Source organism: Micromonospora sp. URMC 106, from assembly GCF_051386395.1.
In the GTDB taxonomy this organism is placed as follows: domain Bacteria; phylum Actinomycetota; class Actinomycetes; order Mycobacteriales; family Micromonosporaceae; genus Micromonospora.
Window position 1 is genome coordinate 38,966 of the sequence record NZ_JBPQTP010000024.1, and the last position, 22,545, is coordinate 61,510.

General features: G+C 74.6%; 27 protein-coding genes. 13 read left to right on the forward strand and 14 right to left on the reverse strand.

Going from position 1 to position 22,545, the window contains the following annotated elements:
- Window positions 1-73: 73 nt before the first annotated feature.
- The 4 genes from ACSNOB_RS11025 to ACSNOB_RS11040 form a co-directional block, all read right to left on the reverse strand.
- The gene (locus ACSNOB_RS11025; protein WP_436686559.1) at window positions 74-766 is read right to left on the reverse strand and encodes a hypothetical protein; all 693 of its coding nucleotides are present in this window, start codon (window positions 764-766) and stop codon (window positions 74-76) included.
- Window positions 763-1,581 carry an ATP-binding cassette domain-containing protein gene (locus tag ACSNOB_RS11030; protein WP_436686561.1) on the reverse strand — a complete coding sequence of 273 codons (819 nt, stop codon included), beginning with the start codon at window positions 1,579-1,581 and terminating at the stop codon, window positions 763-765. Before ACSNOB_RS11030 ends, ACSNOB_RS11025 begins: the two co-directional genes overlap by 4 nt.
- Window positions 1,578-1,916 (reverse strand): PadR family transcriptional regulator, encoded by a 339-nt coding sequence (locus tag ACSNOB_RS11035; RefSeq protein WP_436686563.1) that lies wholly within the window; start codon window positions 1,914-1,916, stop codon window positions 1,578-1,580. The genes ACSNOB_RS11030 and ACSNOB_RS11035 overlap by 4 nt, the downstream gene beginning before the upstream one ends.
- Before the next feature lie 84 nt (window positions 1,917-2,000).
- Window positions 2,001-2,720, reverse strand: coding sequence for a PP2C family protein-serine/threonine phosphatase (locus tag ACSNOB_RS11040; RefSeq protein ID WP_436686564.1), 720 nt, complete (start codon window positions 2,718-2,720; stop codon window positions 2,001-2,003).
- 62 nt (window positions 2,721-2,782) lie between these two features.
- Between ACSNOB_RS11040 and ACSNOB_RS11045 the strand changes: the two genes are divergently transcribed.
- Window positions 2,783-3,847: an AAA family ATPase gene (locus tag ACSNOB_RS11045; RefSeq protein WP_436686566.1), complete on the forward strand. Its 1,065-nt coding sequence runs from the start codon at window positions 2,783-2,785 to the stop codon at window positions 3,845-3,847.
- A gap of 26 nt (window positions 3,848-3,873) precedes the next feature.
- Here the strand turns inward: ACSNOB_RS11045 and ACSNOB_RS11050 are convergent, their stop codons facing one another.
- Window positions 3,874-4,434 (reverse strand): helix-turn-helix domain-containing protein, encoded by a 561-nt coding sequence (locus ACSNOB_RS11050; RefSeq protein ID WP_436686568.1) that lies wholly within the window; start codon window positions 4,432-4,434, stop codon window positions 3,874-3,876.
- Between the two features lie 55 nt (window positions 4,435-4,489).
- Between ACSNOB_RS11050 and ACSNOB_RS11055 the strand changes: the two genes are divergently transcribed.
- Window positions 4,490-5,839 carry a benzoate/H(+) symporter BenE family transporter gene (locus tag ACSNOB_RS11055; protein WP_436686570.1) on the forward strand — a complete coding sequence of 450 codons (1,350 nt, stop codon included), beginning with the start codon at window positions 4,490-4,492 and terminating at the stop codon, window positions 5,837-5,839.
- Window positions 5,840-6,025: 186 nt separating this feature from the next.
- Here the strand turns inward: ACSNOB_RS11055 and ACSNOB_RS11060 are convergent, their stop codons facing one another.
- The 6 genes from ACSNOB_RS11060 to ACSNOB_RS11085 all read right to left on the reverse strand — a co-directional run bounded on the left by ACSNOB_RS11060 (window position 6,026) and on the right by ACSNOB_RS11085 (window position 10,059).
- Window positions 6,026-7,195, reverse strand: a complete 1,170-nt coding sequence (locus ACSNOB_RS11060; protein WP_436686572.1) for a hypothetical protein — start codon at window positions 7,193-7,195, stop codon at window positions 6,026-6,028.
- Entirely contained in the window at window positions 7,192-7,707 is a 516-nt protein-coding gene (locus tag ACSNOB_RS11065) for a SigE family RNA polymerase sigma factor (protein WP_436686574.1), read from the reverse strand. The genes ACSNOB_RS11060 and ACSNOB_RS11065 overlap by 4 nt, the downstream gene beginning before the upstream one ends.
- 398 nt (window positions 7,708-8,105) lie before the next feature.
- Entirely contained in the window at window positions 8,106-8,480 is a 375-nt protein-coding gene (locus ACSNOB_RS11070; protein ID WP_436686575.1) for a hypothetical protein, read from the reverse strand.
- Window positions 8,481-8,531: 51 nt separating this feature from the next.
- Complete coding sequence (locus ACSNOB_RS11075) at window positions 8,532-8,780, reverse strand: hypothetical protein (RefSeq protein WP_436686577.1); 249 nt, start codon at window positions 8,778-8,780, stop codon at window positions 8,532-8,534.
- A gap of 82 nt (window positions 8,781-8,862) precedes the next feature.
- On the reverse strand, window positions 8,863-9,336 hold the full coding sequence (gene mscL / locus ACSNOB_RS11080) for a large conductance mechanosensitive channel protein MscL (RefSeq protein ID WP_393101971.1): 474 nt from the start codon (window positions 9,334-9,336) through the stop codon (window positions 8,863-8,865).
- Window positions 9,337-9,375: 39 nt separating this feature from the next.
- Complete coding sequence (locus ACSNOB_RS11085; protein WP_436686579.1) at window positions 9,376-10,059, reverse strand: FadR/GntR family transcriptional regulator; 684 nt, start codon at window positions 10,057-10,059, stop codon at window positions 9,376-9,378.
- Window positions 10,060-10,109: 50 nt separating this feature from the next.
- Here ACSNOB_RS11085 and ACSNOB_RS11090 point away from each other — a divergent pair, with 50 nt between their 5' ends.
- Entirely contained in the window at window positions 10,110-11,426 is a 1,317-nt protein-coding gene (locus ACSNOB_RS11090; protein ID WP_436686581.1) for an MFS transporter, read from the forward strand.
- Window positions 11,427-11,436: 10 nt separating this feature from the next.
- Here ACSNOB_RS11090 and ACSNOB_RS11095 read toward each other — a convergent pair whose 3' ends face one another.
- A complete protein-coding gene (locus tag ACSNOB_RS11095; protein ID WP_092381119.1) occupies window positions 11,437-11,793 on the reverse strand; it encodes an STAS domain-containing protein in 357 nt (118 codons plus the stop codon).
- Between the two features lie 163 nt (window positions 11,794-11,956).
- On the opposite strand from ACSNOB_RS11095, the gene ACSNOB_RS11100 reads away from it, so the two are divergent.
- Genes ACSNOB_RS11100 through ACSNOB_RS11125 form a run of 6 tightly spaced genes read left to right on the forward strand, consistent with a single transcriptional unit; the run spans window position 11,957 to window position 17,561 of the window.
- The gene (locus ACSNOB_RS11100; protein WP_436686583.1) at window positions 11,957-12,814 is read left to right on the forward strand and encodes an STAS domain-containing protein; all 858 of its coding nucleotides are present in this window, start codon (window positions 11,957-11,959) and stop codon (window positions 12,812-12,814) included.
- The gene (locus tag ACSNOB_RS11105) at window positions 12,814-13,224 is read left to right on the forward strand and encodes an STAS domain-containing protein (RefSeq protein ID WP_436686584.1); all 411 of its coding nucleotides are present in this window, start codon (window positions 12,814-12,816) and stop codon (window positions 13,222-13,224) included. Before ACSNOB_RS11100 ends, ACSNOB_RS11105 begins: the two co-directional genes overlap by 1 nt.
- Window positions 13,221-13,640 (forward strand): ATP-binding protein, encoded by a 420-nt coding sequence (locus ACSNOB_RS11110; protein ID WP_436686585.1) that lies wholly within the window; start codon window positions 13,221-13,223, stop codon window positions 13,638-13,640. The genes ACSNOB_RS11105 and ACSNOB_RS11110 overlap by 4 nt, the downstream gene beginning before the upstream one ends.
- On the forward strand, window positions 13,637-14,656 hold the full coding sequence (locus tag ACSNOB_RS11115; RefSeq protein WP_436686596.1) for a SpoIIE family protein phosphatase: 1,020 nt from the start codon (window positions 13,637-13,639) through the stop codon (window positions 14,654-14,656). The genes ACSNOB_RS11110 and ACSNOB_RS11115 overlap by 4 nt, the downstream gene beginning before the upstream one ends.
- Before the next feature lie 35 nt (window positions 14,657-14,691).
- Window positions 14,692-16,020, forward strand: coding sequence for an ATP-binding protein (locus ACSNOB_RS11120; RefSeq protein ID WP_436686597.1), 1,329 nt, complete (start codon window positions 14,692-14,694; stop codon window positions 16,018-16,020).
- Window positions 16,021-16,022: 2 nt separating this feature from the next.
- A complete protein-coding gene (locus ACSNOB_RS11125; protein ID WP_436686586.1) occupies window positions 16,023-17,561 on the forward strand; it encodes a SpoIIE family protein phosphatase in 1,539 nt (512 codons plus the stop codon).
- Window positions 17,562-17,595: 34 nt separating this feature from the next.
- Here ACSNOB_RS11125 and ACSNOB_RS11130 read toward each other — a convergent pair whose 3' ends face one another.
- Window positions 17,596-18,441 (reverse strand): AraC family transcriptional regulator, encoded by an 846-nt coding sequence (locus ACSNOB_RS11130; protein WP_436686587.1) that lies wholly within the window; start codon window positions 18,439-18,441, stop codon window positions 17,596-17,598.
- A 31-nt stretch (window positions 18,442-18,472) separates the two neighbouring features.
- Here ACSNOB_RS11130 and ACSNOB_RS11135 point away from each other — a divergent pair, with 31 nt between their 5' ends.
- From ACSNOB_RS11135 to ACSNOB_RS11150, 4 genes are all read left to right on the forward strand, one after another.
- Window positions 18,473-19,045, forward strand: a complete 573-nt coding sequence (locus ACSNOB_RS11135) for a TIGR03086 family metal-binding protein (RefSeq protein ID WP_436686588.1) — start codon at window positions 18,473-18,475, stop codon at window positions 19,043-19,045.
- A 97-nt stretch (window positions 19,046-19,142) separates the two neighbouring features.
- Window positions 19,143-19,628 (forward strand): FtsX-like permease family protein, encoded by a 486-nt coding sequence (locus ACSNOB_RS11140; RefSeq protein WP_436686589.1) that lies wholly within the window; start codon window positions 19,143-19,145, stop codon window positions 19,626-19,628.
- A gap of 111 nt (window positions 19,629-19,739) precedes the next feature.
- Complete coding sequence (locus ACSNOB_RS11145) at window positions 19,740-20,162, forward strand: hypothetical protein (RefSeq protein ID WP_436686590.1); 423 nt, start codon at window positions 19,740-19,742, stop codon at window positions 20,160-20,162.
- A gap of 2 nt (window positions 20,163-20,164) precedes the next feature.
- The gene (locus ACSNOB_RS11150) at window positions 20,165-22,285 is read left to right on the forward strand and encodes a bifunctional polysaccharide deacetylase/glycosyltransferase family 2 protein (RefSeq protein WP_436686591.1); all 2,121 of its coding nucleotides are present in this window, start codon (window positions 20,165-20,167) and stop codon (window positions 22,283-22,285) included.
- A gap of 86 nt (window positions 22,286-22,371) precedes the next feature.
- Here ACSNOB_RS11150 and ACSNOB_RS11155 read toward each other — a convergent pair whose 3' ends face one another.
- Window positions 22,372-22,497 carry a hypothetical protein gene (locus ACSNOB_RS11155; protein ID WP_393101986.1) on the reverse strand — a complete coding sequence of 42 codons (126 nt, stop codon included), beginning with the start codon at window positions 22,495-22,497 and terminating at the stop codon, window positions 22,372-22,374.
- Window positions 22,498-22,545: the final 48 nt, after the last annotated feature.

Consider the following 22,545-nt stretch of genomic DNA (forward strand, 5'->3'; position numbering starts at 1 on the left):
CAATCCCAACCCGGCTTCCCGCTCCGCGCAACCGCAATCGCCGGAAGCGGTCGGCCCACCCGCCGCCGCGGGGTCAGCCGATCGGCAGGTGGCGCAGGTGCCGGCGGCGGCGCAGCCGGACGCTGAACACGGCCGCCACGGTGACGATCAGCAACGCGGTGACGGCCAGCCCGTGCAGCGACCCCCGGGTCAGGTAGCCGGAGTCCGCGTGGTCCACCGCCCAGGTGGCGATCTCCCGGCTGGACCAGAACGGGGTGAGCTTCGCGCCCGTGCCGGCCGGGTCGATCAGCATCTGCACCGCCACGACGGTGAGCAGCAGCAGCGTCCCCTCCAGCTCGCGGGGGAGCAGGGCGCCGATGAGCATCCCGAACGGCGCGGCCACCCCCACGCAGCAGAGCATCGCGACCGCCACCCCGCCGTGCCGCAGGTCGGGCGCGTCGATCACGGTGAGCACGAAGAACGGCACGGAGATGAGGAGCCCCGTCGCCCACAGGCCGATCAACCGGCCGAGGTAGAGGTGGTGCGGGCGGTAGCCGGCCAGCCGCAGCCGGGGCTCCAGCTCGCGGGCCGCGCCGGTGGCGAAGAGCGCGGCGGTGCTGACCGCCCAGCTGATGCCGAGCAGCAGCGAGCGCACCGACTGACCGACGTAGGAGTCGCGCCGGATCAGCCAGAAGGCCAGCGGCATCAGCAGCAGGAGCAGGAGCACGCCCCGACGGCGCAGCAACTCCCGCAGGGTCATCTCGGCGACGGTGACGAGGCGGTTCACGGACGCCCTCCCTCGGTGGCCGGGGTCAGGTCGAGCACGAGGTCGACCCGGTCGAGCTGGTTGAGCAGGTGGGTCACCACGACGATCGCCCGTCCCTCGTCGCGCAGCCGGGCGAGCTGGTCCCAGAAGTTGACGTACGTGCCCTGGTCGAAGCCCTGGTAGGGCTCGTCGAGCAGCAGCACATCCGGCTCGGCGAGGGTGGACATGGTGAGGTTCAGCTTCTGCCGGGTGCCGCCGGAGAGGTGCCGGGCGAGGACGTCGCGGTCGGCGTCCCAGCCGAGCTGGTGGGCCGCCGCCCGGCCGGCGCGACGGGCCGGCCCCCGGGCCACGCCCCGGCCGGCGCCGACCAGCACGAAGTGCTCGTCGGGAAGCAGGAAGTCGGCGGTGCCGCCCTGCTGGGGGCAGTAGCCGAGCCGGCCCGAGACGGTCACGTCCCCGGCGTCGGGGGAGACCAGCCCGGCGCAGATGCGCAGGAAGGTGCTCTTGCCGCAGCCGTTCGCCCCGACGACGGCGGCGATCTGCCCGGCCCGGACGCTCAGCGACGCGTCACGTAGCACCGTGCGTCGCCCGTACCGCTTGGTGATGCCCCGCGCGTGCAGCCGGACCGGGCCGGGACGCGGGTTGGGCGAGGTGCCGATGCTCTCCACGATCGCGGCGGCGTAGTCCTGCGGCCGGCCGAGGACGACCCACGGGTCGCCCCCGCTGTCGCGCAGGTGCGTGGCGGCCTCGGCGACCACGTGCCGGGCGGCGTCCACCCGGACCCGGCGCCGGTCCAGCTCGGCCGCGAACGCCCGCAGCCACTCGTCGGCGTTCATCCGTCGACCCCCTTTTTGACGATGTCGTTCACCGGGGCGACGAACGCGAGCCAGGCGCTGCCGCCCTGGCGCAGCGCCGCCCACCCGCTGTCGGTGAGCCGGTAGTACTTGCGCGCCGGCCCGGACGCGCCCTCCCGCCACTGCGCGGTGACCAGGCCGGTGCGTTGCAGGCGCAGCAGCACCGGATAGAGCGTGCCGCCCTGGATCGGCCCGATGCCGGCGGTCTCGAGGGCGTGCGCGAGCTGGTAGCCGTAGGACTCGCCCTCCCGCAGCAGGGCCAGGACGCAGAGGTCGAGCACCCCCCGCAGCCACTGCCCACGCCGGTCGGATTCCACCGGAGCAACATAGCGACGCCACCTAGATGGCGCAACTACCTAGCCGGCGGCACGGATCCCCACGGGCGGGGGACCGTTCCGTTCCTAGACGGCGGTGACGTCGGAGACCACGACGGTGACGTTGTCCGGCGCGCCGGCCTGGTGGGCGAGCTTGACGAGCTGCTCGCCGCACTGCTGGCGGTCGGCGTACATGCCGAGCGTCCCGGCGATCGTGGCGTCGTCGACGTAGTCGGACAGGCCGTCGCTGCACAGCAGCAGCCGGTCGCCGGCGACCACGGTGAGCACCCCGATCGCGGGCGGGGCGTCCGCGCCCTGCACCGCCCGGGTCACCAGCGACCGCTGCGGGTGGTGGCGCGCCTGCTCGGGCGAGAGCGCCCCCTGGTCCACCAGTGCCTGAACGAAGGTGTCGTCCCGGGTGAGCTGGGTGAGCTGCCCGTCGCGCAGCAGGTAGCAGCGGGAGTCGCCGACCTGGGCCAGCACCAGCGCGTCCCCGGCGAGCAGGGCGGCCGTGAGGGTCGTACCCATGCCGTCGCGGGCCGGGTCGACGGTGATGGCGGCGTGGATGCGCCGGTTGGCGGTGCTCACCACGGCCCGCAGCGCGTCGGCGGCCTCGTCGGGGTCGGTCGGCGGGCTCAGCTCGTCCAGGATGCGGATGACGATCTCACTCGCCACCTCGCCCGCGGGCAGGCCGCCCATGCCGTCCGCCACCGCGACGAGGCGGTCACCGGCGAGGGCGGAGTCCTCGTTGTTGGTGCGGACCAGGCCGATGTCGTTGAGGATGGCCGAGCGGAGGATCAGCGTCATGGGACAAGCTTGCCAAGAACACCCTGCCGCCGTCTCTACGCACTACTGCGTAGGGTGTGGGAATGATGCCGGTGTCCATGGTCGGGCGCGCCGGTGAGCTGGCCGAGCTCGACCGGGCGTGGTCCACGGTGGCCGGTTCCCGGCGCTCCGCGCCGGCCGTCGCGGTCATCACCGGTGAGGCCGGGGTGGGCAAGTCCCTGCTGGTCGCGGCCGCTCTGGACGCCTTCGCCCCCCGCCCCGCGGTGGTGCTCTCCGGCGCCGCCCGGGTGCACAGCCCCGCCCCGTACGACTGGCTGGCCGCCGTTCTCACCGGTCGGGACACCAGCGGGCTCGACCTGCCGCCGGACGCGCTGGCCTGGCTCGCCCAGCAGCCCACCGCGCCGCGCGAGCGCTACGCCCCGGGCACCCTGCTCCGGCTCGCGGTGCGGGTCGTCCGGCTGCTGGTCGGCGCGGGGCCGGCGGTGCTGGTGGTGGAGGACCTGCACGCCCTCGACCCGGCCAGCCTGAACCTGGTCGGCGAGCTGGCCACCGCCGCCGACCTGCCGGCGCTGCTGGTGGTGGCCACCCGGCCCGCCGCGGACGCGGTCGCGCCCGACCTCGCGGTCCGCGCACTGGCCCGGCTCTGCGGCGTCCGCGGCGCCGTCCGCCAACACCTCGGACCGCTGCTCCCGGCCGAGGTCGCCGAGGTGCTGACCCAGGTGTACGCGGATCCGCGCCCCTCCGGTCGGCTGGTGCGCGCGGTCTGGCGGCGCACCGGCGGCAACCCGTACCTGCTGACCGAACTGCTCGCCGCGCACGCCGGCCGGGGGCCCGAGGCGTTGCTCCGCCCGCCCCCGCCGGCGCCGTCGCGGGCCGCGCGGTCGACGCCGGCGCCCTCGGCGGCGGTGGTGCCCCGGCCGGCCGGCCCGGTAGACGCCGAGCTGACCGGGCGGGAGATCGAGGTGCTGGGCTGCCTGGTCGCGGGGATGTCGAACAAGCAGGCGGCGCGGGCGCTCGGCATCTCGGTGCGGACGGTCACCGTGCACGTCTCCAACCTGCTGCGCAAGACCGGGTCGGCGTCGCGTACCGAGGCGGCGATCTGGGCGGTGCAGCGGCGGTTGGCGGTGCCGACGCCGGTCGACGGCTGAGCCGGCGCGGCGGCCGTCTCCCGCGCTCAGGGACGGGGGTAGCGGAGCAGGAGGCTGGCGGCGACCTCCTCGTCGCCGACGGCGGCGTACACGTGCGGCACGTCGGACGTCCAGCGCAGGTGCTCGCCCGCGGTTGCGGTCAGCGGCGCGTCGACCGGGCCGGCGCGTAGCACGCCCGCGAAGACGGTGACGTGTTCGGTGACGCCGGGCTGGTGCGCTGGGGAGAGCTGCTCCGGGCCGGGCGTGACCAGCATCCGGTACAGCTCGTAGGTGGCGTCGGCCTCCTCGAAGACCTCCAGCAGGATGGCGCTGACCGCGGTGCCGCGGACGGTGGGTGTCGCGGCCGGGCCGGAGAGCACGGCCGCCAGCGGTACGTCGAGCTGCGCGGTGATCGCGTAGAGCGTCTCCAGGGTCGGGTTGCGGGTGCCGTTCTCCAGCCCGGAAAGGGTCGCCTTCCCCACCCCGGCCCGCCGGGCCAGGGTGGACAGCGACATTCCCCGCTGCTCGCGCAGCGCGCGTACCCGGCGGCCGACGGCGTCGGCGCCCGGATCGGGATGCGGTGGGCAGGCTGGTGAGGTCGGTGGCACACCGCTATGGTGCTACAGGTTCGTGTTCCGTAAACGGAACGATCTGGGGGGCGGGATGGCGGGACGGTCGCAACCGTTGCTGGCGGGGGTGGTGACCGCGCTGGTGGGGTTCGCCAGCTCGTTCACGGTGGTGCTGGCGGGCCTGCGGGCCGTCGGCGCCACCGACGCGCAGGCCGCCTCCGGGCTGCTCGCGGTCTGCGTCGCGTCGGGGGTCTCCGCCGTCTGGCTGGGCCTGCGGCACCGGATCCCGATGAGCGTCGCCTGGTCCACCCCGGGCGCGGCGCTGCTGGTCGCCACCGGCCCGGTGCCCGGTGGGTGGCCCGTCGCCGTCGGGGCGTTCCTCGTCTCGGGCGTGCTGATCGTGGCCGCCGGGCTGTTCCCGGCGCTCGGTCGGGCCGTCGCGGCGATCCCCCGGCCGATCGCGGGCGCCATGTTGGCCGGCGTCCTGCTGCCGCTGTGCACCGCGCCGGTCCGCGCGCTGGTCGAGGTGCCCCGGCTGGCCGCCCCCGTGGTGCTGGCCTGGCTGCTGCTGCACCGCTTCGCGCGGCGCTGGGCGGTGCCGGGCGCGCTGGTCGTGGCGGTGGCGGCGATCGCGCTGACCACCCCGGTCGCCGACCTCCGCGGCGCGCGGCTGCTGCCCGCCGTCGAGCTGACCACGCCGGCCTGGAGCGTCTCCGCCATGGTCGGCCTGGCGCTGCCGCTCTTCCTGGTCACCATGGCCGCGCAGAACGTACCCGGGATGGCGGTGCTGGTCGGCTACGGCTACCGGCCACCGTTCGGCGCCGCGCTGCGGGCGACGGGGCTGACCACCCTGGCCGCCGCCCCCGCCGGCGGGCACGCGGTCAACCTGGCGGCGCTCACCGCCGCCCTGGCCGCCGGCCCGGACGCCCACCCCGACCCGGACCGGCGCTGGATCGCCTCGGTCACGGCCGGGACGGGGCTGGCCCTGCTCGGGCTGGGCGCCGGGGCGGCCACGGCGTTGATCGCGCTCGCGCCGCCGGTGCTGATCGAGGCGGTCGCCGGGCTGGCGCTGCTCGGCGCGCTGGCCACGGCGCTCACCTCGGCGCTGGCCGAGCCGGCCGCCCGGGAGGCCGCGGTGGTCACGTTCGTGGTCACCGCCTCCGGGGTGACCCTGGTCGGCGTGGGCGGCGCGTTCTGGGGGCTGGTCGCCGGCGGGCTGATGCTCCTGCTCTTCCGCCGGCGTTCCGCCGACCCGGCCGCGCCGGAGCCGCCGCCCGAACCCGCGACCGGGCCGGCTGGGCCGAGGGCGGCCGGGCCGGCTACGGCGGGGCCGGCTACGGCTGGGCCAGGCGTTTCCGGGCCGGGTGAGGCCGAACCAAACCCGGCTGCACCGGACTCCGTCGCGGTCACCTCGTCAGTCAGCGGCCGGACCGGCGGCAACTGATCTCCACGCGCTTTGGAGCTGAGTCGTCTACGACATCGCCGCAGTGCCCAGCAGCGGCCGGCACGGCTATGGGCCACCTACACCCGTGACCAGGGCGTTCGGCACATGATCGCCGCCTCGGGCCGGACCGCCCGAATCGACCCTTCCGGGGCCCCGGCGTCAGGGGCATGGACCGATGCGCGCCCCTCAGCGGCGGCAGTGCCACACCAGCGGCCGGTACACCTGGTTCTCGTAGACGGCGCCGACCACGGTCAGACCGTCGTCGCTGATCCCGTTGACCGTGTACGTGCCCGCCTCGGTCGCCCGGACGTCGGGCCGGCCCGGCAACCGGCGGGACGTGCCGTCCGGGGCGACGACCAGCGGCTCACTGCCGCCGACCAGCAGGTCGCCGTTGCCGGCGATCGCGGTCACCCCCGGGAACGGCAGCAGGCCCACCGCCCCCGTCGTGAGATTCCACCGCACCGGCAGCATCTGCACGGCACCGTTCTGCTGGGCGCCGGGAACCATGCCGATCGCCCATTCGCCGTGCGCCGAGTCGACCGAGGCGCGCGGGTAGCCGTCGGGCACCGCCAGCGCCGCCCCGATCCCCTGCGGCGTCCACCGGTAGGGCAGTTGGCCCATCGCGCCGACGACCGTGCCGTCCTCGGTGATCCCGGTCGCGGCGGATCCCGACTGGCCGACCAGCCGGTGCTCCTGCGGGCGGTCCGCCGACCACAGCACGGCGTGGTGCGAGTCGCCGGCTCCCCTGGCGGTGCCGACGATGTCGCCCCGGCCGTTGACCGCGTGCACGAGGACCGCCTGGTAGCCGGGCGGGGTGGCGAGGAAGCGCAGCTCCCCGTCCCGGTAGACCCACCCGGTGCCGTCGCCGTTGGTGCCGACCACGACGCCGCCGGCGTTGACCGCGGCCGCGTGCCGCGCGCCGGCCGGCAGGACGCGGGCCCGGCCGTCGGTCCACAGCACGACCCGCCCGTCCTCCTGCCCGGTGCCGATCTCGCCGACGATGTACCGCCCGGTGGGGTCGACGCCGTTCGCCACCGCGACCGGACCGTCGATCGGCTGCGGCAACCACGACGCCTCGCAGGTGACCGGCGAGACCGGGGCGGCCGACACGGTCGCGGCCGGTGACGCCGCGAGGGCCGGCGTGGCCGGAGCCGGCCGGCTGGCGGCCCCGCCGAGCTGGACGGCGCCCACGACGCCGAGCCCGGCCAGCACCGAAACCGCAGTGATCCCGCCGAGGCGGCGGCGCTGGCGGCGACGTCGGCCGTCCCGGACCGCGCGGCCCACGTCAACCCGTGGCTCGGGAACCGGCGCCGCCTGCATCAGTGTGGCCATCCGCTGGTCGTCCAACGCGGTCATCTCGAATTCCTCCCGGCCATCTCGGTGACGTCGAACACCTGGCGGACCGCCGCCAGTGCCCGCGCCGTCTGCGATTTCACGTTGCCTTCGGAGCAGCCCATCGCGGCGGCCGTGTCGGCCAGCGACAGGTCACACAGGAACCGCAGGACCAGTACGGTGCGCTGGCCGCGGGGAAGGCGGGCGAGCGCGGCGAGCAGGCTGTCCCGCTCGGCCAGGTCGTCGTGCGGCGTGACCGGCGGGCGCTCCGGCTCCGGCATCCACCCCAGCAGCCGGACCTTCGCCCAGCTCAACCGCTTCTCGTCGACGAGCTTGTGGACCAGCATCCGGTGCACGTACGCATCGACGTTGTCGGCCCGGCTGACCCGGCGCCAGTTCACGTACAGCGCCGTGATCGTCTGCTGCACCACGTCGTCGGCCAGGTGGGCGTCGCCGCACATCAGGAACGCGGTCCGGTGCAGTCTCGGCAGTCGCGCGGAGACGTACTCCACGAACTCACGCTCGGCATCCGCCATCGGGGCTCCCTCCTCCGCAAGCTCGACGGGTCCGGACGACCGTCGGGTTGCGTCACGTCGGAGTTCGGCGGGGTGCCAGATCAGCGCCGGTGACCGTAGCGCCACAGACCCGTCGGAGAACGTCCTGCCATCGGCGTGATCGGACGCACTCATCTCGGCTGACTCGGAAATGATCAGTTCGCGGGACGGGCGGTAGCACGTGGCGGAGCCGCGGTGGCTGGTGTGGGAGTGGCTGTGGTCGAGCCGGTGGCAGGGATGCGGGACGGGAAAGGCGAATCGTTTACGACATCAGCTCGACAGCGTGCGGCGGGCATGCCATCACCCCGGCGTTCGAGGCCCCTGCCACTGGCTTTGCGCTGCCCCGCGCCCGGCCCCGGCTGACGTCACTCACTCCTCACTCACTCCTCGGGCGGCAGGTCGCGGGCCGGGACGTCGAGGCTCACCCGGTCGTCGGCGACGGCGGCGATCTGCTCGGCGAGCACGTAGACCGCGCCGGTGCGCGCCAGGTCCGTGGAGACCTTCAGGTAGCCGCTGTGCAGCAGCCGGGCGGCCAGGTCGGCCGGCACGTCCGGCTCCTCGACCGCCGTCGACTCGATCAGCTCGTCCAGACTGCTGCCCGGGTCCGCGGTCGGCGCCTGCGCGGTCACCGCGTTCGGGTCACCCCGCTGCACGAGGTCGACCGTGCCGACCTCGGTGCCGTCGACGTCGATCACCCGCATGCCCGTGGTGACCCGGGAAACCATCGCCTGCCGCTCGGTGCCCTGTTGGTTCATTCCCGCGCGGTTCCCGGCCCCCGCTCCGGCTAAACCGCCCGCGCCCCCGTCTCAGGCGTCGGGGGACCAGGCGCTCGGCGGGCGGGGGGAGAGCTCGCGCCAACCGTCCGTGCCCTGGAGCAGCGCCCGGACCGTCTCCTCGGCCTCCTCGGCGCTGTCGTACTCGTAGAACTGGGACACGCCCTCGGCGCCGCCGGCCCGCTGCTCGACGTGCCACCGGTCGGCGTCCACCCGGAGGAAGACGTCCCGCCGCGCCAGCCGGCCCCATTTCCCGTTCCACCAGTGCTTCCGCTGCTCCATGGCGGCGACTCTATCGAACAGGCGTACTAAAAAGTGCGGCCCCCGCGGGATTCCCGCAGGGGCCGATGTGCGTGTGCCGGGTTCAGCGCGGAGTGGGCGGTTCCTCCCGGCGGCCGAGCACGTCGTCGAGCGCGCCACGCTGCTGCCCGGGGGTGGTGTGCCCGGCGGCGACCAGGGCGTCCCGGATCTCGGTGAGCAGCCGGACCTCCTCGCTCGGCGCCTTCGGCGGCGGCTCCTCCCCGCGCTTGCGCCGCTCGGCCAGCTTGTTCATGGGGTAGACGACCAGGAAGTACAGCGCCATGGCGGTGAGCAGGAACGTGATCAGCGCGTTCACGAAGGCCACCCAGTCGAACGGGATGCCCCGGAACGACGGCGTCGAGCCGGTGAGGCCGTTCTTGTTGCCGGTGATCAGCACGATGAGGACGCGCACCAGCGGTTCCAGGAACGACTTGGTGAGCTGGGTGACCACGCCCGTGAACGCGGCGCCGATGACGACGCCGACCGCGAGATCGACCACGTTTCCGCGCATGATGAAGTCTTTGAAGCCCTTGAGCATCCGTACTCCCGAGGTGTCCGGTCTTCCGTCCGGCACAACCTATGCCCTGCGGGGAGGCTCCAGAAAAGCGCCGGCTTCGATCGCCGCCCGGTCCGGGTCGCCGGCCCGGATCGCCTCGACCAGCCGCGAGTGGTCGACGTAGCGCTCGGGCTCCAGCGCCTCACCCATCGACTGGGCGACGGTGCTGCGCATCGCGGCGCCGACCGAGGCGTACAGCTCGGCGAGCATGCCGTTGTGCGCGGCCGCCACCACGGCGACGTGCAGCGCGGCGTCGGCCTCGACGAACTCGTCGACCCGGCCACCGCGCCACGCCGCCTCGCGGGCCGCGAGCGCGCCGTCGAGCGCGGTCAGGTCCTCCGGCGTACGCCGCAGCGCGGCGAGCCGGGCCGCCTCCACCTCGAAGGCGCGCCGGACCTCGACCACCTCGGCCATCCGGTCGTCGGTGAGGCGGCGGGCCACCACCGGGGCCAGCTCGTCGGTCGACACCACGTACGTCCCGGAGCCCTGCCGGCACTCCAGCACCCCGGCGTGCACCAGCGCCCGCACGGCCTCGCGGACCGTGTTCCGCCCCACGCCGAGCGCCGCGACCAGCTGCGGCTCGGTGGGGATCCGGCCGCCCACCGGCCACTCGCCGCCGAGGATCCGCTCCCTGAGCTGGGCGATGGTCTGCCGCACCCGGTGCCCGCGGGGCGGCGCGGTGGCGGAATCAATCGGTGGTGGCACTCGTTACAACTCCTGCCCGGAATTCATCCCATGATTGTAGGTTCAAGCGCATGACGCCGCCAGCAACTCCCACCGCGTACGCCGCCGGCACGCCGACGACCACCGCCGACGTGACCCCCGGCCCGGCCCCCGAGGCCACCGCCACGGCGGGTCCGGCGCGCCCGGACCGGGCGGTCCGCCCCGGCACCGGAGGCGTGCTGGTGCTGGTCGGGATGCTGCTGGTCGCCGTGAACCTGCGGGCCGCCGTGACCAGCCTCGGGGCGCTGCTCGACGAGGTGCGGGACGGCCTGGCGCTCTCCGGGGCGATGGCCGGCCTCGTCACCACCCTGCCCACCATCGCCTTCGCGGGGCTCGGCGCGCTCACCCCGTGGCTGGTCCGCCGGTTCGCCCCGGCAAGGGTGCTGGTGGTCGCGATGCTCGCGCTCGCCACCGGTCAGGTGCTGCGGGTGGTCACCGACTCCGCACTGGTCTTCGTGCTCACCAGCGCGCTGGCGCTGGCCGGCATCGCGGTGGCGAACATCCTGCTGCCGATGCTGGTCAAGCAGCACTTCCCGCACCGCACCGGGCTCGTCACCGGGGCGTACACGATGGCGCTGACCGTGGGCACCACGGTGGCCGCCGCGTCGGCGGTGCCGGTGGCGCACGCGTTCGGCTCCTGGCGGGTCGGGCTCGGGGTCTGGGCCGGCCTGGCCGCGCTGGCCGTACTCCCGTGGGTGCCGCTGGCGCTGCGGGCCCGGGCCGCCGCGCGGCGGGCGACCCCGACGGAGGCCGTCGCGCCCCGCGTCCGGATCCGGCCTGGCCGCACCCGGCTCGGCTGGGCGATGGCGGTCTACTTCGGAGCGCAGTCGCTCAGTGGGTACGCGATCATGGGCTGGCTGGCCCAGCTCTTCCGGGACGCCGGCTACCACCCGGAGACGGCCGGGCTGCTGCTCGCCGGGGTGACCGCGCTCGGTGTGCCGATCGCGCTGCTGATGCCCACGATGGCCGCCCGGCTGCGGACGCTGCGCCCGCTGGTGCTCTCGCTGACCGCCGCGTCCACCCTGGCCTACCTGGGGCTCGCCCTGGCCCCGCACGGCGCGGCGCTGCTCTGGGTGGCCCTGCTGGCGATCGGGCAGGGCGCGTTCCCGCTGATCCTGACGGTGATCGGCCTGCGCGCCCGGACCGCCGAGGGAACCGTCGCGCTGTCGGCCTTCGCGCAGAGCACCGGCTACGTCATCGCCGCCCTGGGGCCGCTGCTGGTGGGCATCCTCTACGAGGCCACCGGCGGGTGGACCGCGCCGATCGGGTTCCTGCTGGCGGCGCTCGCCGTGCAGACCGGCGCGGGCCTGGTGATCGCCCGTCCCCGGCACATCGAGGACGAGGCGTGAGCCGGGACGGTCAGGAGGAGGCCGGCGTCGGGTCACCCGCCACGGCCTGGTCGACCGTCGGGTAGGTGTGCAGCACCTCGACGAGGCCGCTGACTTCCAGGATGCGCAGCACGCCCCGCTGCGGGGCGGCCAGCCGCACCACGCCGCCGGCCTCGTCGCAGCTGTTCTTGGCGCGGACGAACACCGACAACCCGGTGGAGTCGCAGAACGAGACGTTCGCCAGGTCGAAGACGAGCCGGCTGCGGCCCTTGTCGAGCAGGTCGGTGATCTGGTCCTGTAGCTGCGGTGCGGTCGCCATGTCCAGCTCGCCCGCGACCGACACGACGACCACGTCGCCGCGCTGTTCCGTGTGCACCGTCAAGGACATTCGCCAGACCTCCTGTTATCGGGGAAACGGTATCCCACGATCGGGGTGGTACGCAGAACGGGAGCCGGTATCCGGTGGCCACCGTCATTCGTTTGTCATGTGGCAAGTAGCTCTCCGGCCTCCGGTGATAGAGTCCGCCGGTCCAGGTCGAAGGGGGTTTGCCATGGCGCTGAGCGCCGACGAGAGCAGCCGACTGGCGGGTCTGCTGACCAGTCACGCCGAGCGGGTCACACAGCGCTGGACGGAGATCGTCGCCGGGTCGCTGCGCGGGCGACTCAGCCAGGGGGAGCTGCGCCGGCAGGTGCAGGAGCTGCACTCCAGCATGATCACCGCCAGTCACCAGGGCGCCGTCGACCTCGACTCCGAGCAGGCCACGGAGCTGCGCGCGGTGCTCTCCGAGCTGTCCCGGGGGCGCGCCCGGCAGGGCTTCTCCGCCTCCGAGACCGCGATCAGCGTGTTCGCGCTGAAGGAGGTGCTGCTGGAGCTGATGGAGGCCGAGGGCGGCCCCGACACGCTCCGCGACTACGTCGCCTTCTCCGGGCTGATCGACCAGATGGGCCTGTTCACCTTCGAGAGCTTCGTGCGCACCCGCGAGAGCCTCATCGCCGACCAGGCGGAGCAGCTGCTGGAACTCTCCACCCCGGTGGTGAAGCTCTGGGAGGGCGTCGTCGCCGTGCCGCTGGTCGGCACCCTCGACTCGGCCCGGGCCCAGGTGGTGATGGAGCGGCTGCTCCAGACCCTGGTCGACACCGGCTCGCCCTACGCGATCATCGACATCACCGGCGTACCGGCGGTGGACACCCAGGTCGCCCAGCACATCCTGAAGACCGTGGTGGCCGCCCGGCTGATGGGCGCCGACTGCATCATCTCCGGCATCCGCCCGCAGATCGCGCAGACGATCGTCGCCCTGGGCATCGAGTTCGGCGACATCGCCACGAAGGCCAGCCTCGCCGACGCGCTGCGGCACGTGCTCCGGCTCACCGGGGTCGAGACCGGCCGCCGCCAGCGCCGGGAGGCGTGATGGAGCGGGTGCCGATCCTCAAGATCGGCGACATCCTGCTGGTCTCCATCCAGGTCGACATGTCCGACCAGACGGCGGTCCAGCTCCAGGAGGACCTCGCGGAGCGGATCGTCGCCACCGGCTGTCACGGCGTGATCATCGACATCACCGCCCTGGACATCGTCGACTCCTTCGTCGGGCGGATGCTGTCGACCATCGCCTCCATCTCCAAGGTGCTCGACGCGGAGACGGTGGTCGTCGGGATGCGCCCCGCCGTCGCCATCACGCTTGTGGAACTCGGCCTGTCGCTCAACGGCATCCGGACGGCGCTCAACGTCGAACGGGGCATGGAGCTGATCGCGGCGGCGCGCGCGGAGGAGCACGAACTCGCGTTCGACGACGAACCGGACGTCGAGACGACGGCCTCATGACCGCCGGAGTCGACCTGGGCCAGCCGCAGGCGCAGGCGATCCGCAGCGACGAGGACGTGGTACGCGTCCGGCAACTGGTGCGTACGGTCGCGGTGGCGGTCAAGCTCTCCCTGGTCGACCAGACCAAGGTGGTCACCGCGGCGAGCGAGCTGGCCCGCAACACCCTGGTCTACGGCGGCGGTGGCACCGTCGAGGTGGGCATGGTGGACAACGGGATGCGGCGGGGCGTGCGGATCGTCTTCGCCGACTCCGGTCCCGGCATCGCCGACCTCGACCTGGCGCTGACCGACGGCTACACCACCGGCGGCGGGCTCGGCCTCGGGCTCAGCGGCGCGCGCCGCCTGGTCGACGACTTCGACATCCAGACCGCGGTGGGTGAGGGCACCCGCATCACGGTCACCAAGTGGTCGAGATGAGCGAGGACGCGGTCCCCGACCGCGGCATCTGGTTCCGGGTCGAGAGCGGCAGCGCGGCCAGCGCGGTGCGCCGGGCCGCCGAGCGGCTCGGCGGCCAGCTCGCCCTGGGGGAGGCCCGCACGGCCGACCTGGCGATCGTCGCCGCCGAGCTGACCAGCAACCTGGTCAAGCACGCCGAGGACGGGGTGCTGCTGCTGCGGCCGGTCCGACACGAGCAGGAGGCCGGCGTGGAGCTGGTCGCCATCGACGCCGGGCCGGGGATGGCCGACCTGACCGTCTCCTCGCAGGACGGGCACTCCACCACGGGCACGCTCGGCATCGGCCTCGGCGCGATCGTCCGGCAGGCCAGCTGGTTCGACGGCTACTCCCGGCCGGGGCGGGGCACCGTCCTCGCCGTGGAGATCTGGCCCGACCGCCGGGCGCAGCGGGAGCGGCCCTGGGTCGACGCGCTCACCCGGCCGCTGGCCGGGGAGTCGGTCAGCGGCGACGGGTACGCCTGGCGGATCGCCGAGGGCCGGCGGCAGGTGCTGACCTGCGACGGCCTGGGGCACGGGCCGCTCGCCTCCGCCGCCACCGACGCCGCGCTCGACGCGTTCCGAAAGGCGCCGGCGGGGCCGCCGGCGGCGGTCGTCCAGCACCTGCACCGGTCGATGTCGCACACCCGGGGCGCGGCGCTGGCCGTCGCCGAGTTGGACCCGTCGGCCGGGGTGCTGCGCTACTCGGGGCTGGGCAACATCTCCGCGGCGGTGATCGGCGCGGACGGCCAGCGCCGGGGCCTGGTCTCGCTGCCCGGCATCGCCGGGCACCAGCGGCCCCCGGTCCGGGAGTACGACTACCCCTTCCACCCCGGCGCCCTGCTGGTCATGCACAGTGACGGGGTGGTGGACCGCTGGCAGCTCGCCGACTATCCCGGTCTCGTCGACCGGTCGCCCCTCGTGGTGGCCGCGACGGTGCTGCGCGACGCCGGCACCCGCCGTGACGACGCGTGCGTCCTGGTCGCCCGGGGGTGGTCGTGACCGGCCCCGCCGGGGCGGCGGCGCCGCTGCTCCAGATGGCGTTGCGGGTGGAGCACGACATCTTCGTGGTCCGGCAGCGGGGCCGTGAGGTCGCCGCCGCGGTCGGCCTGGAGCACCAGGACCAGGTACGCATGGCCACGGCGCTCAGCGAGGTCGCCCGGGACCTGCTGCGCGGGGTCGGCGGGGCCGATGTGACATTCGCGGTCGTCCATGACGCCGTTGGCGGTAGGAGGCATCTGCGGGTGGACCTCGCCCCGGTGCGCCCGCTGCCCGACGGGCGGTACGAGCCGCAGTCGGGCGCGGTGGCGCGGTTGGTGGACATGTTGGGCGTGGTGACCGGGGAGGGGGATACGGTCGTGAGGATGTCCCGACGTGTCCCGGTCACCGCGGAGGTGCTGACCCCGGAGCGTCTCGCCGAGCTGCGCTCCGAACTCGGCCGGAACGCCCCGGGCAGCGCCCTCGACGAGTTGGCCGCCCAGAACGCGCAACTCATCGCCGCCCTCGACGAGGTGCGCAGCCAGCGCGACGAGCTGGCCGTGCTGAACGAGGAACTGGCCGAGACCAACCGGGGCGTGATGGCGCTCTACAACCAGCTCACCGAGGAGCTGGAGGAGACCAACCGGGGCGTGGTGGCCCTCTACGCCGAGCTGGACGAGAAGTCCGCCCAACTGCGGGCGGCGAGCGAGTCGAAGAGCCGGTTCCTGGCGAACGTCAGCCACGAGCTGCGCGCGCCGGTCACCGCGATCATGGGGCTCGGCCGGCTGCTGGGCGACTCCGCGTCCGACCCGCTCACCGCCGAGCAGGCCCGCCAGGTCGGGCTGATCCGCTCCTCGGCGAGTGACTTGCTCAACCTGGTCAACGAGCTGCTCGACCTGGCCAAGGCCGAGTCCGGCCGGATCGAGCCCAACTGGGCCGAGGTCGACCTGCGGCCGGTCTTCGGCCAGTTGCGCGGCACGCTGCGGGCCCTGGCCACCCGGCCGGACGTGGAGCTCGTGGTGGAGGAGCCGCCGGTTCCGGCCACGCTGCGCACCGACGAGGTGCTGCTCGCCCAGGTGCTGCGCAACCTGCTGCACAACGGGCTCAAGTTCACCGAGCGCGGGGAGGTCCGGCTGCGGGCGGAGCGGCGGGGCGACCGCTGGCTGCTGTCGGTCTCCGACACCGGGCCCGGCATCCCGCCGGAGCAGCACCACCGGATCTTCGAGGAGTTCTACCAGGTGCCCGGCGTGACCCGGGTCGGCGGCACCGGCCTCGGCCTGCCGTACGCGCGGCGGCTGGCGACCCTGCTCGGCGGCACCCTGGAGCTGTCCAGCGAGCCGGGCCGGGGCAGCACGTTCACCGTCAGCCTGCCCGCGGGCGGAGCGTGACGGTGGAGGGCGGCGCGGCGACCGTCCTGGTGGTCGACGACAGTCGCACCAAGCGGTACCTGCTGGTCAGCTGGCTCTCCCGGGCGGGCTTCACGGTGCTGGAGGCGGAGAACGGCGGCGAGGCCCTCGCCCGGGTCGGGGTGGACCCGATCGACCTCGTGGTGCTCGACGTGCGGCTGCCCGACCTGAGCGGGTTCGAGGTGTGCGAGCGCATCAAGGCCGCGCACCCGGCGATGCCGGTGATCCACGTGTCCGCGCACGCGGTGGACGTGGTGGACCGGACGCAGGGCCTGACCCGGGGCGCGGACGCGTACCTGGCCGAGCCGATCGAGCCGGACGAGCTGGTCGCCACCGCGCACGCGGTGCTGCGCTACTACCGGGCGCGGCAGCGGGCGGAGCTGCTCGCCGAGCGACTGCTCGGGCTGGCCGACACCACCGTGGCGGTGCACTCCGCGCCGAGCTTCGCGCGGCTGCTGGAGGAGGCGGCGACCGGCGCCGCGCGGATCTTCAAGAGCCCGGCCGCCGTGATCGCCGAGACGTTCGACGGTGACTGCCTCGCCGGGGTGGCGGCCGGCCCCGGCTCCGGGGCCACCATCGTGCCGTGGATCGTGGACGACGCCGGCGTGCCGACCGGCGCGACGGTCCGGGTGGACGACCCGACCAACTGGGGTCTGGTGGACTGGCCGGCGGGCGACACGGTCACGGTGGCCGCCGCCCGGCTGCGCGAGGACCGCGCGCCGCTCTACGTCGTCGTGCCCACCGCCACGCAGACCGCCCGCACCCCCGTGCTGGTGCAGCTCGCCCAGGCCGTCGCGGCGGCGGTGGAGGCGCAGCGCTCCTTCGACGAGGAGCACCGGATCGCGGTCACCCTCCAGCGCAGCCTGCTGCCGCGCCGGATCCCGGAGATCAACGGGCTCGACCTGGCCGTGCGCTACGAGCCGGCGAGCGCGCAGACCGAGGTGGGCGGCGACTTCTACGAGCTGGTGATGCTCGACGGCCACCTGCTGCTGGCGATCGGCGATGTCGCGGGCCACTCGCTGCACGCCGCGACCGTGATGGCCGAGCTGCGGCACGCGGTGCGGGCGTACGCGGTGGAGGGGCACCAGCCGGGCGAGATCCTGGAGCGGGTGAACGAGCTGATGCGTACCCTGCTCCCCACCGAGCTGGCCACGATCTGCGTGCTGCTGCTGCACCCGCCCACCGGCCGGGTCCGGCTGGCCAGCGCCGGCCACCTGCCGCCGGCGCTGAGCCTGGACGGCAAGGTGGAGTTCGTGCAGCACTCGGCGCCGCTGCTCGGGGTCCGCGCGCAGCGACCGCCCGACCTGGAGTTCGTGCTGCCGGCCGGGGCGACGTTGGTCTTCTACACCGACGGCCTCATCGAGCGGCGGGACACCACGATCGACGACGGGCTGGCCGCCCTGGCCTCGGTCGCCAGCCAGGTCGACGACGACCTGGACCGGTTCTGCGAGCGGCTCCTGGTCGAGCTGGCCCCGCCGGAGATCCACGACGACGTCGCCGTGGTCGCCCTGCGCCGCCGCTGACGCAAGGGCTCCCTGACGGATCCGGCGGCCGTGGTCAGCCGACCGAGCGGGCGTACGCGGCCGGGGAGACGCCGATGACGGCGGTGAACTCGCGGACCAGGTGGGCCTGGTCGCTGTAGCCGAGGTCCGCCGCGAGCGCCGCCCAGTCGGGCGGACCGCCGGCCGCCTGCTCGACCGCCTCCTGGAGCCGGTACTGACGGATCACCCACTTCGGGCCGACGCCGACGTGCGCCAGGAACAGGCGTTGCAGCCGCCGGACGGAGAGGCCCCGCCGCCGGGCGAAGTCGTCCACCCGCAGCACCGTCCGGTCGACGCGGACCGCCTCGACCAGCGCGATCACCTCGTCCGTGACGGGGTCCGCCTTCGGCGCCCAGCCCAGCAGCAGGTCGTCCAGCGCTCGGCAGCGCTCGGCGTCCGTACCGTCGCAGCGGCCGGCGGGCGGAGACCCGGCGCCGCCCGACGCCGCGTCGGCCAGGGCGGCGGCCGGCGGCCAGCGCTCGGTGAGCGACGGCATCGGCCACCGCCGCCCGGTCAGCTCGGCGACCGACCGTCCCCAGAACGGGCGGAAGCCGCCCGGCCGGAACTGGACCCCGCTGGCCCGGCCGGCTCCGGCGAGCGTGATCGAGAAGAGCTCCCGCCCGACCCCGACCACCTCGGCGGTCTCCGGGCCGTCGCCGTCGCGCCGGAACACCACGTTCACCGCCGGGTGCGGGACGATCCGCTGCGCGAGCGGCTCCGTCAGCTCCCAGTCGACCAGCCAGTAGTGCTCGACGTACGGCCGGAGCGCGACGGCGGGCAGGTGCCGGCGGAAGCGGACCCGCCGCAGCAGCCGGGCCGGGTCCAGGATGCCCCGGCTGTCCCCGCGCGGCTGGTGTCGCATTTCTTCAAGACCACCCTCATACGCTGGCCGTATGGCAACCCAGACTAGTGACCTGCTGGCGGTGGCCGCGCCGCCGACCGTGGCGGTGGTGCGCGGCATCGCCGACGACCAGCTCGACCTGCCGACGCCCTGCCGCGAGTACGCGGTGCGCGACCTGCTGAACCACCTGTTCGAGGTGGTGGTGAACTTCCAGGCCCTGGCGGCGAAACGCGGGGTGGAGTGGGCGGACAAGCCCGACCACCTCACCGACGGCTGGCGCGACCGGTTCGAGGCCGAGACGCGGCGGCTGGTCGACGCCTGGTCCGACCCGTCCACCCTGGAGGGCGTCTCGCCGGGGATGGGCATGCCGCAGACGACGGTCGGCGGCATGGCGCTGCTGGACCTGACGGTGCACGGTTGGGACCTCGCCGTCGCCACCGGCCAGCCGTACCGCCCCGCACCGGAGGCGATGGCCGCGCTGCACGAGCTGGTGGGGCAGCTCGGGCCGCAGGCCCGCCGGATGGGCGTCTTCGCCGAGCCGGTTCCGGCCGACGCCGACCTGCCGCAACTCCACCGGCTGCTCTGCGACACCGGTCGCGACCCGGCCTGGTCCCCGACCGCCTGACGCCGAGGGGCGGCACGACCACCGCTGGACGCCTGCCGTCGGCGCCCGGCTGACCAACGCCGGGCCGGCCGGCGGCGACGACTTCTATCTCCGGACCATGGACCTGGTGGACCTGGCGGTGGCGGTGGCGATGCTGGTCGCCGCCGGCGGGCTGGTCGTCGCCCTCGTGGAGGGGATCGTCGCCCGGCGCCGGACGTACGCGGCCCTGGTCGCGACGGGCGTGCCGCGGCACACACTCGGCCGGTCGATCGCCTGGCAGTCGTTGGCTCCGGCCGTGCCGGTGGTGGCCGTGGCGCTCACCGTCGGCCTGCTGCTGGCCCGGGGCGTCTTCCGCGCGCCGCGCGGTGGCGGCTACACCGACGAGGTCTGCGAGGTCGCCCAGCAGGTCTGCGCCGACCCGGTCACCCGCGCGCAGCACACCCGGATCGTCCGGGTGCCGGAGGTGACCGTGACGCCCGACGTACCCGTGGAGCAGTTGGCGGCGCTCGGCGGTGGCGCGCTGGCCGCGGTGCTGGTGACGGTCGGTGTCGGGCTGCTCTTCCTGCGCGCCGGCACCGCCGTGGAGGAGCTGCGGGCGGCCTGAGCGGTGTAACGCCGGTGGCGCCGGGGGCGCTGTTCGCTCCGGAGGCCCGGCCGACGGGCCCGGACCGGGGCCGGAGCGCCCCGGTCGCGCGTGGCAGCGGGAGTTCAGCGGATGCAGAACCAGCCGGGTGGAGCGCCGCCGGTGTTCGTCGACCGGACCGGGCGGCGGCGCCGGCTCACGGTGATCGCGGGCACCGCGATGGGTCTGGGCCTGCTCACCAGCCTCGGCCTGATCGCCGCCGGCCTCTTCATGGACTCGTCGGTGCCGCTGCCCGGCTGGTCGGACAGCCGGCCGGCGGCACCGCTCGAAGCCGGGGTGGACGGCCGCGACGAGCTGGGCGGCGCGTCGCCGACCGCCCCCCGTCCGTCGCCCGCCACCCGCACCTCGGTCCCGACGCCGACGCACTCCCGCACCGCCGGCGCCGTTCCGGCCGCCGGCGCCCCCACCGCCCGGCCGAACCCGTCCGAACAGCCGGGCCAGGGCGACGAGCGGCGCACCGCGAAGCCCAGCCGCTCCCCGGGCAAGCCGAGGTAGCGGTGGCACGGCACGTCGCCCGCCGGGACCCGCGGGCGCACTGGATCCTGCTGCTGCTCGGGCTGGCGCTGCTGCTCGCGGCGCTCACCGTCGACGGCCTGGTGACCGGGCTCGCGGGCGGCTCCGGCGAGGCGCGGGCCGACACGTCCGCCGGGCCGGCGGTGCCGAAGGAGGTCGCCACCGGCGGGCCGGTGCTGCGGCTGGACCGGGAGCGGCCCGTCAGTCGCGCGATGCCCGACCGGACGATCGCGCTGACCTTCGACGACGGGCCGGACCCGCGGTGGACGCCGCAGGTGCTCGACGCGCTGCGCCGGCACGGCGCGCGCGCCACCTTCTTCGTGGTCGGCGCCCGGGTCAACGAGCACCCCGAGCTGGTCCGTCGGATCCTCGCCGAGGGGCACGAGATCGGCTCGCACAGCTTCACCCACGCCGACCTCGGCGCGGCCCCGGGCTGGCGGCGCGACCTGGAACTCTCGCTGACCCGCAAGGCGGTCGCCGGCGCGACCGGCCGCGAGGTCACCCTGCTCCGACCGCCGTTCTCGTCGCATCCGTCGGCGCTGACCGCCCCCGAGTACGCCGCGCTGCGCGCCGCCGCCGGCACCGGGCACGTCACCGTGCTCGCCGACCGGGACACGAAGGACTGGCAGCGGCCCGGCGTGCCGGCCATCGTCGAGGCCGCCACCCCGCAGCGGGGGCGCGGCGCGGTGGTGCTGATGCACGACGGCGGCGGCGACCGGGCCCAGACGGTGGCCGCCCTCGACCGGCTGCTGCCCGGGCTGACCCGGCAGGGCTACCGGTTCACCACCGTCTCCGAGGGGATCGGCGCGCCGGCCTCCATGGTGCCGGCCGCCGGGGACAGCCGGCTGAGCGGTCACGCCCTCCGGTGGACCCAGGCCGGCGCCGGCTGGCTGGCCGGGGCGATGGACCTGCTGCTCGGGGTCGCGCTGGTGCTGGGCGTGGCCCGGCTGGTCGTGCAGGTGTGCTGCGCGCAGGCTCACGTGCGGCGGGTCCGCCGGCCGAGGCGGGTACCGCCGGCGATCACCGCCCCGGTGTCGGTGATCGTGCCCGCCTACAACGAGGCCGCGAACATCGCCGCGACCGTCCGGTCGCTGGTGGCCAGCGACTACCCGACGCTGGAGGTGATCGTCGTGGACGACGGGTCCAGCGACGACACCGCCGGGATCGTCGAGCGGCTCCGCCTGCGCGGGGTGCGGGTCATCCGGCAGGCCAACGCGGGCAAGCCCGCGGCGCTGAACACGGGCATCCGGGCCGCCCGCGCCGACCTGCTGGTGCTGGTCGACGGGGACACCGTCTTCCAGCCCGACACCGTCCGCCGGCTGGTGCAGGGCTTCGCCGACCCCACGGTCGGCGCGATCTCCGGCAACACCAAGGTCGCCAACCGGCGCCGGCTGCTCGGCCGGTGGCAGCACCTGGAGTACGTGATCGGCTTCAACCTCGACCGCCGGATGTACGACGTGCTGGAGTGCATGCCGACCATCCCCGGCGCGATCGGCGCGTTCCGCCGCGAGGCGCTGTTCGCGGTCGGCGGAGTGCCCGCGGACACCCTGGCGGAGGACACCGACCTCACCATGCAGGTGCTGCGGGCCGGCTGGCGGGTGGTCTACGAGGAGGCGGCGATCGCCTGGACCGAGGCGCCCTCCTCGCTGCGGCAGCTCTGGCGGCAGCGCTACCGCTGGTGCTACGGCACGATGCAGGCGATGTGGAAGCACCGGCACGCGCTGCGCGAGCGGGGCGCGGGCGGCAAGCTCGGCCGGCGCGGCCTGCCGTACCTGACCGTGTTCCAGATCGTGCTGCCGCTGACCGCCCCGGCGGTGGACGTCTACGCCGTCTACGGCCTGCTGTTCCTGCCGTGGTCGACGCTGCTGCTGGCCTGGGCGGCGCTGCTGCTGCTCCAGGCGGCCACCGCCGCGTACGCGCTGCGGCTGGACCGGGAACGGCTCGGTCCGCTGTGGAGCCTGCCGTTCCAGCAGTTGATCTACCGGCAGGTGATGTACCTGGTGGTGGTGCAGTCGGTGGTCACCGCGCTGATCGGCAACCGGCTGCGCTGGCAGCGCATGGTGCGCACCGGCGAGGCGGCCGCCCTGCTCCCCACCCCCCGCTGACCCACCCACTCGCGGTTCCGTGCGTCCCGCCGTGCCGATCTTGGTATGCAACGGCCCCTGGAGGGGCCACTTCGTACCAAGATCTCTTAGCGTGCGTCGAACAGGCCGGCGGACCAGGAGAGGGCGAGCCCGAGCACGGCCGAGCAGCAGCAGACCAGCAGGACGGCGGCGATCACCGCCAGGATCACCCAGGTCGGCCCGCGCCGGGCCACGCCCGGCTCCGTAGCAGCGTCGCTCTGGTCCCTTTTCCCGTCACCAGG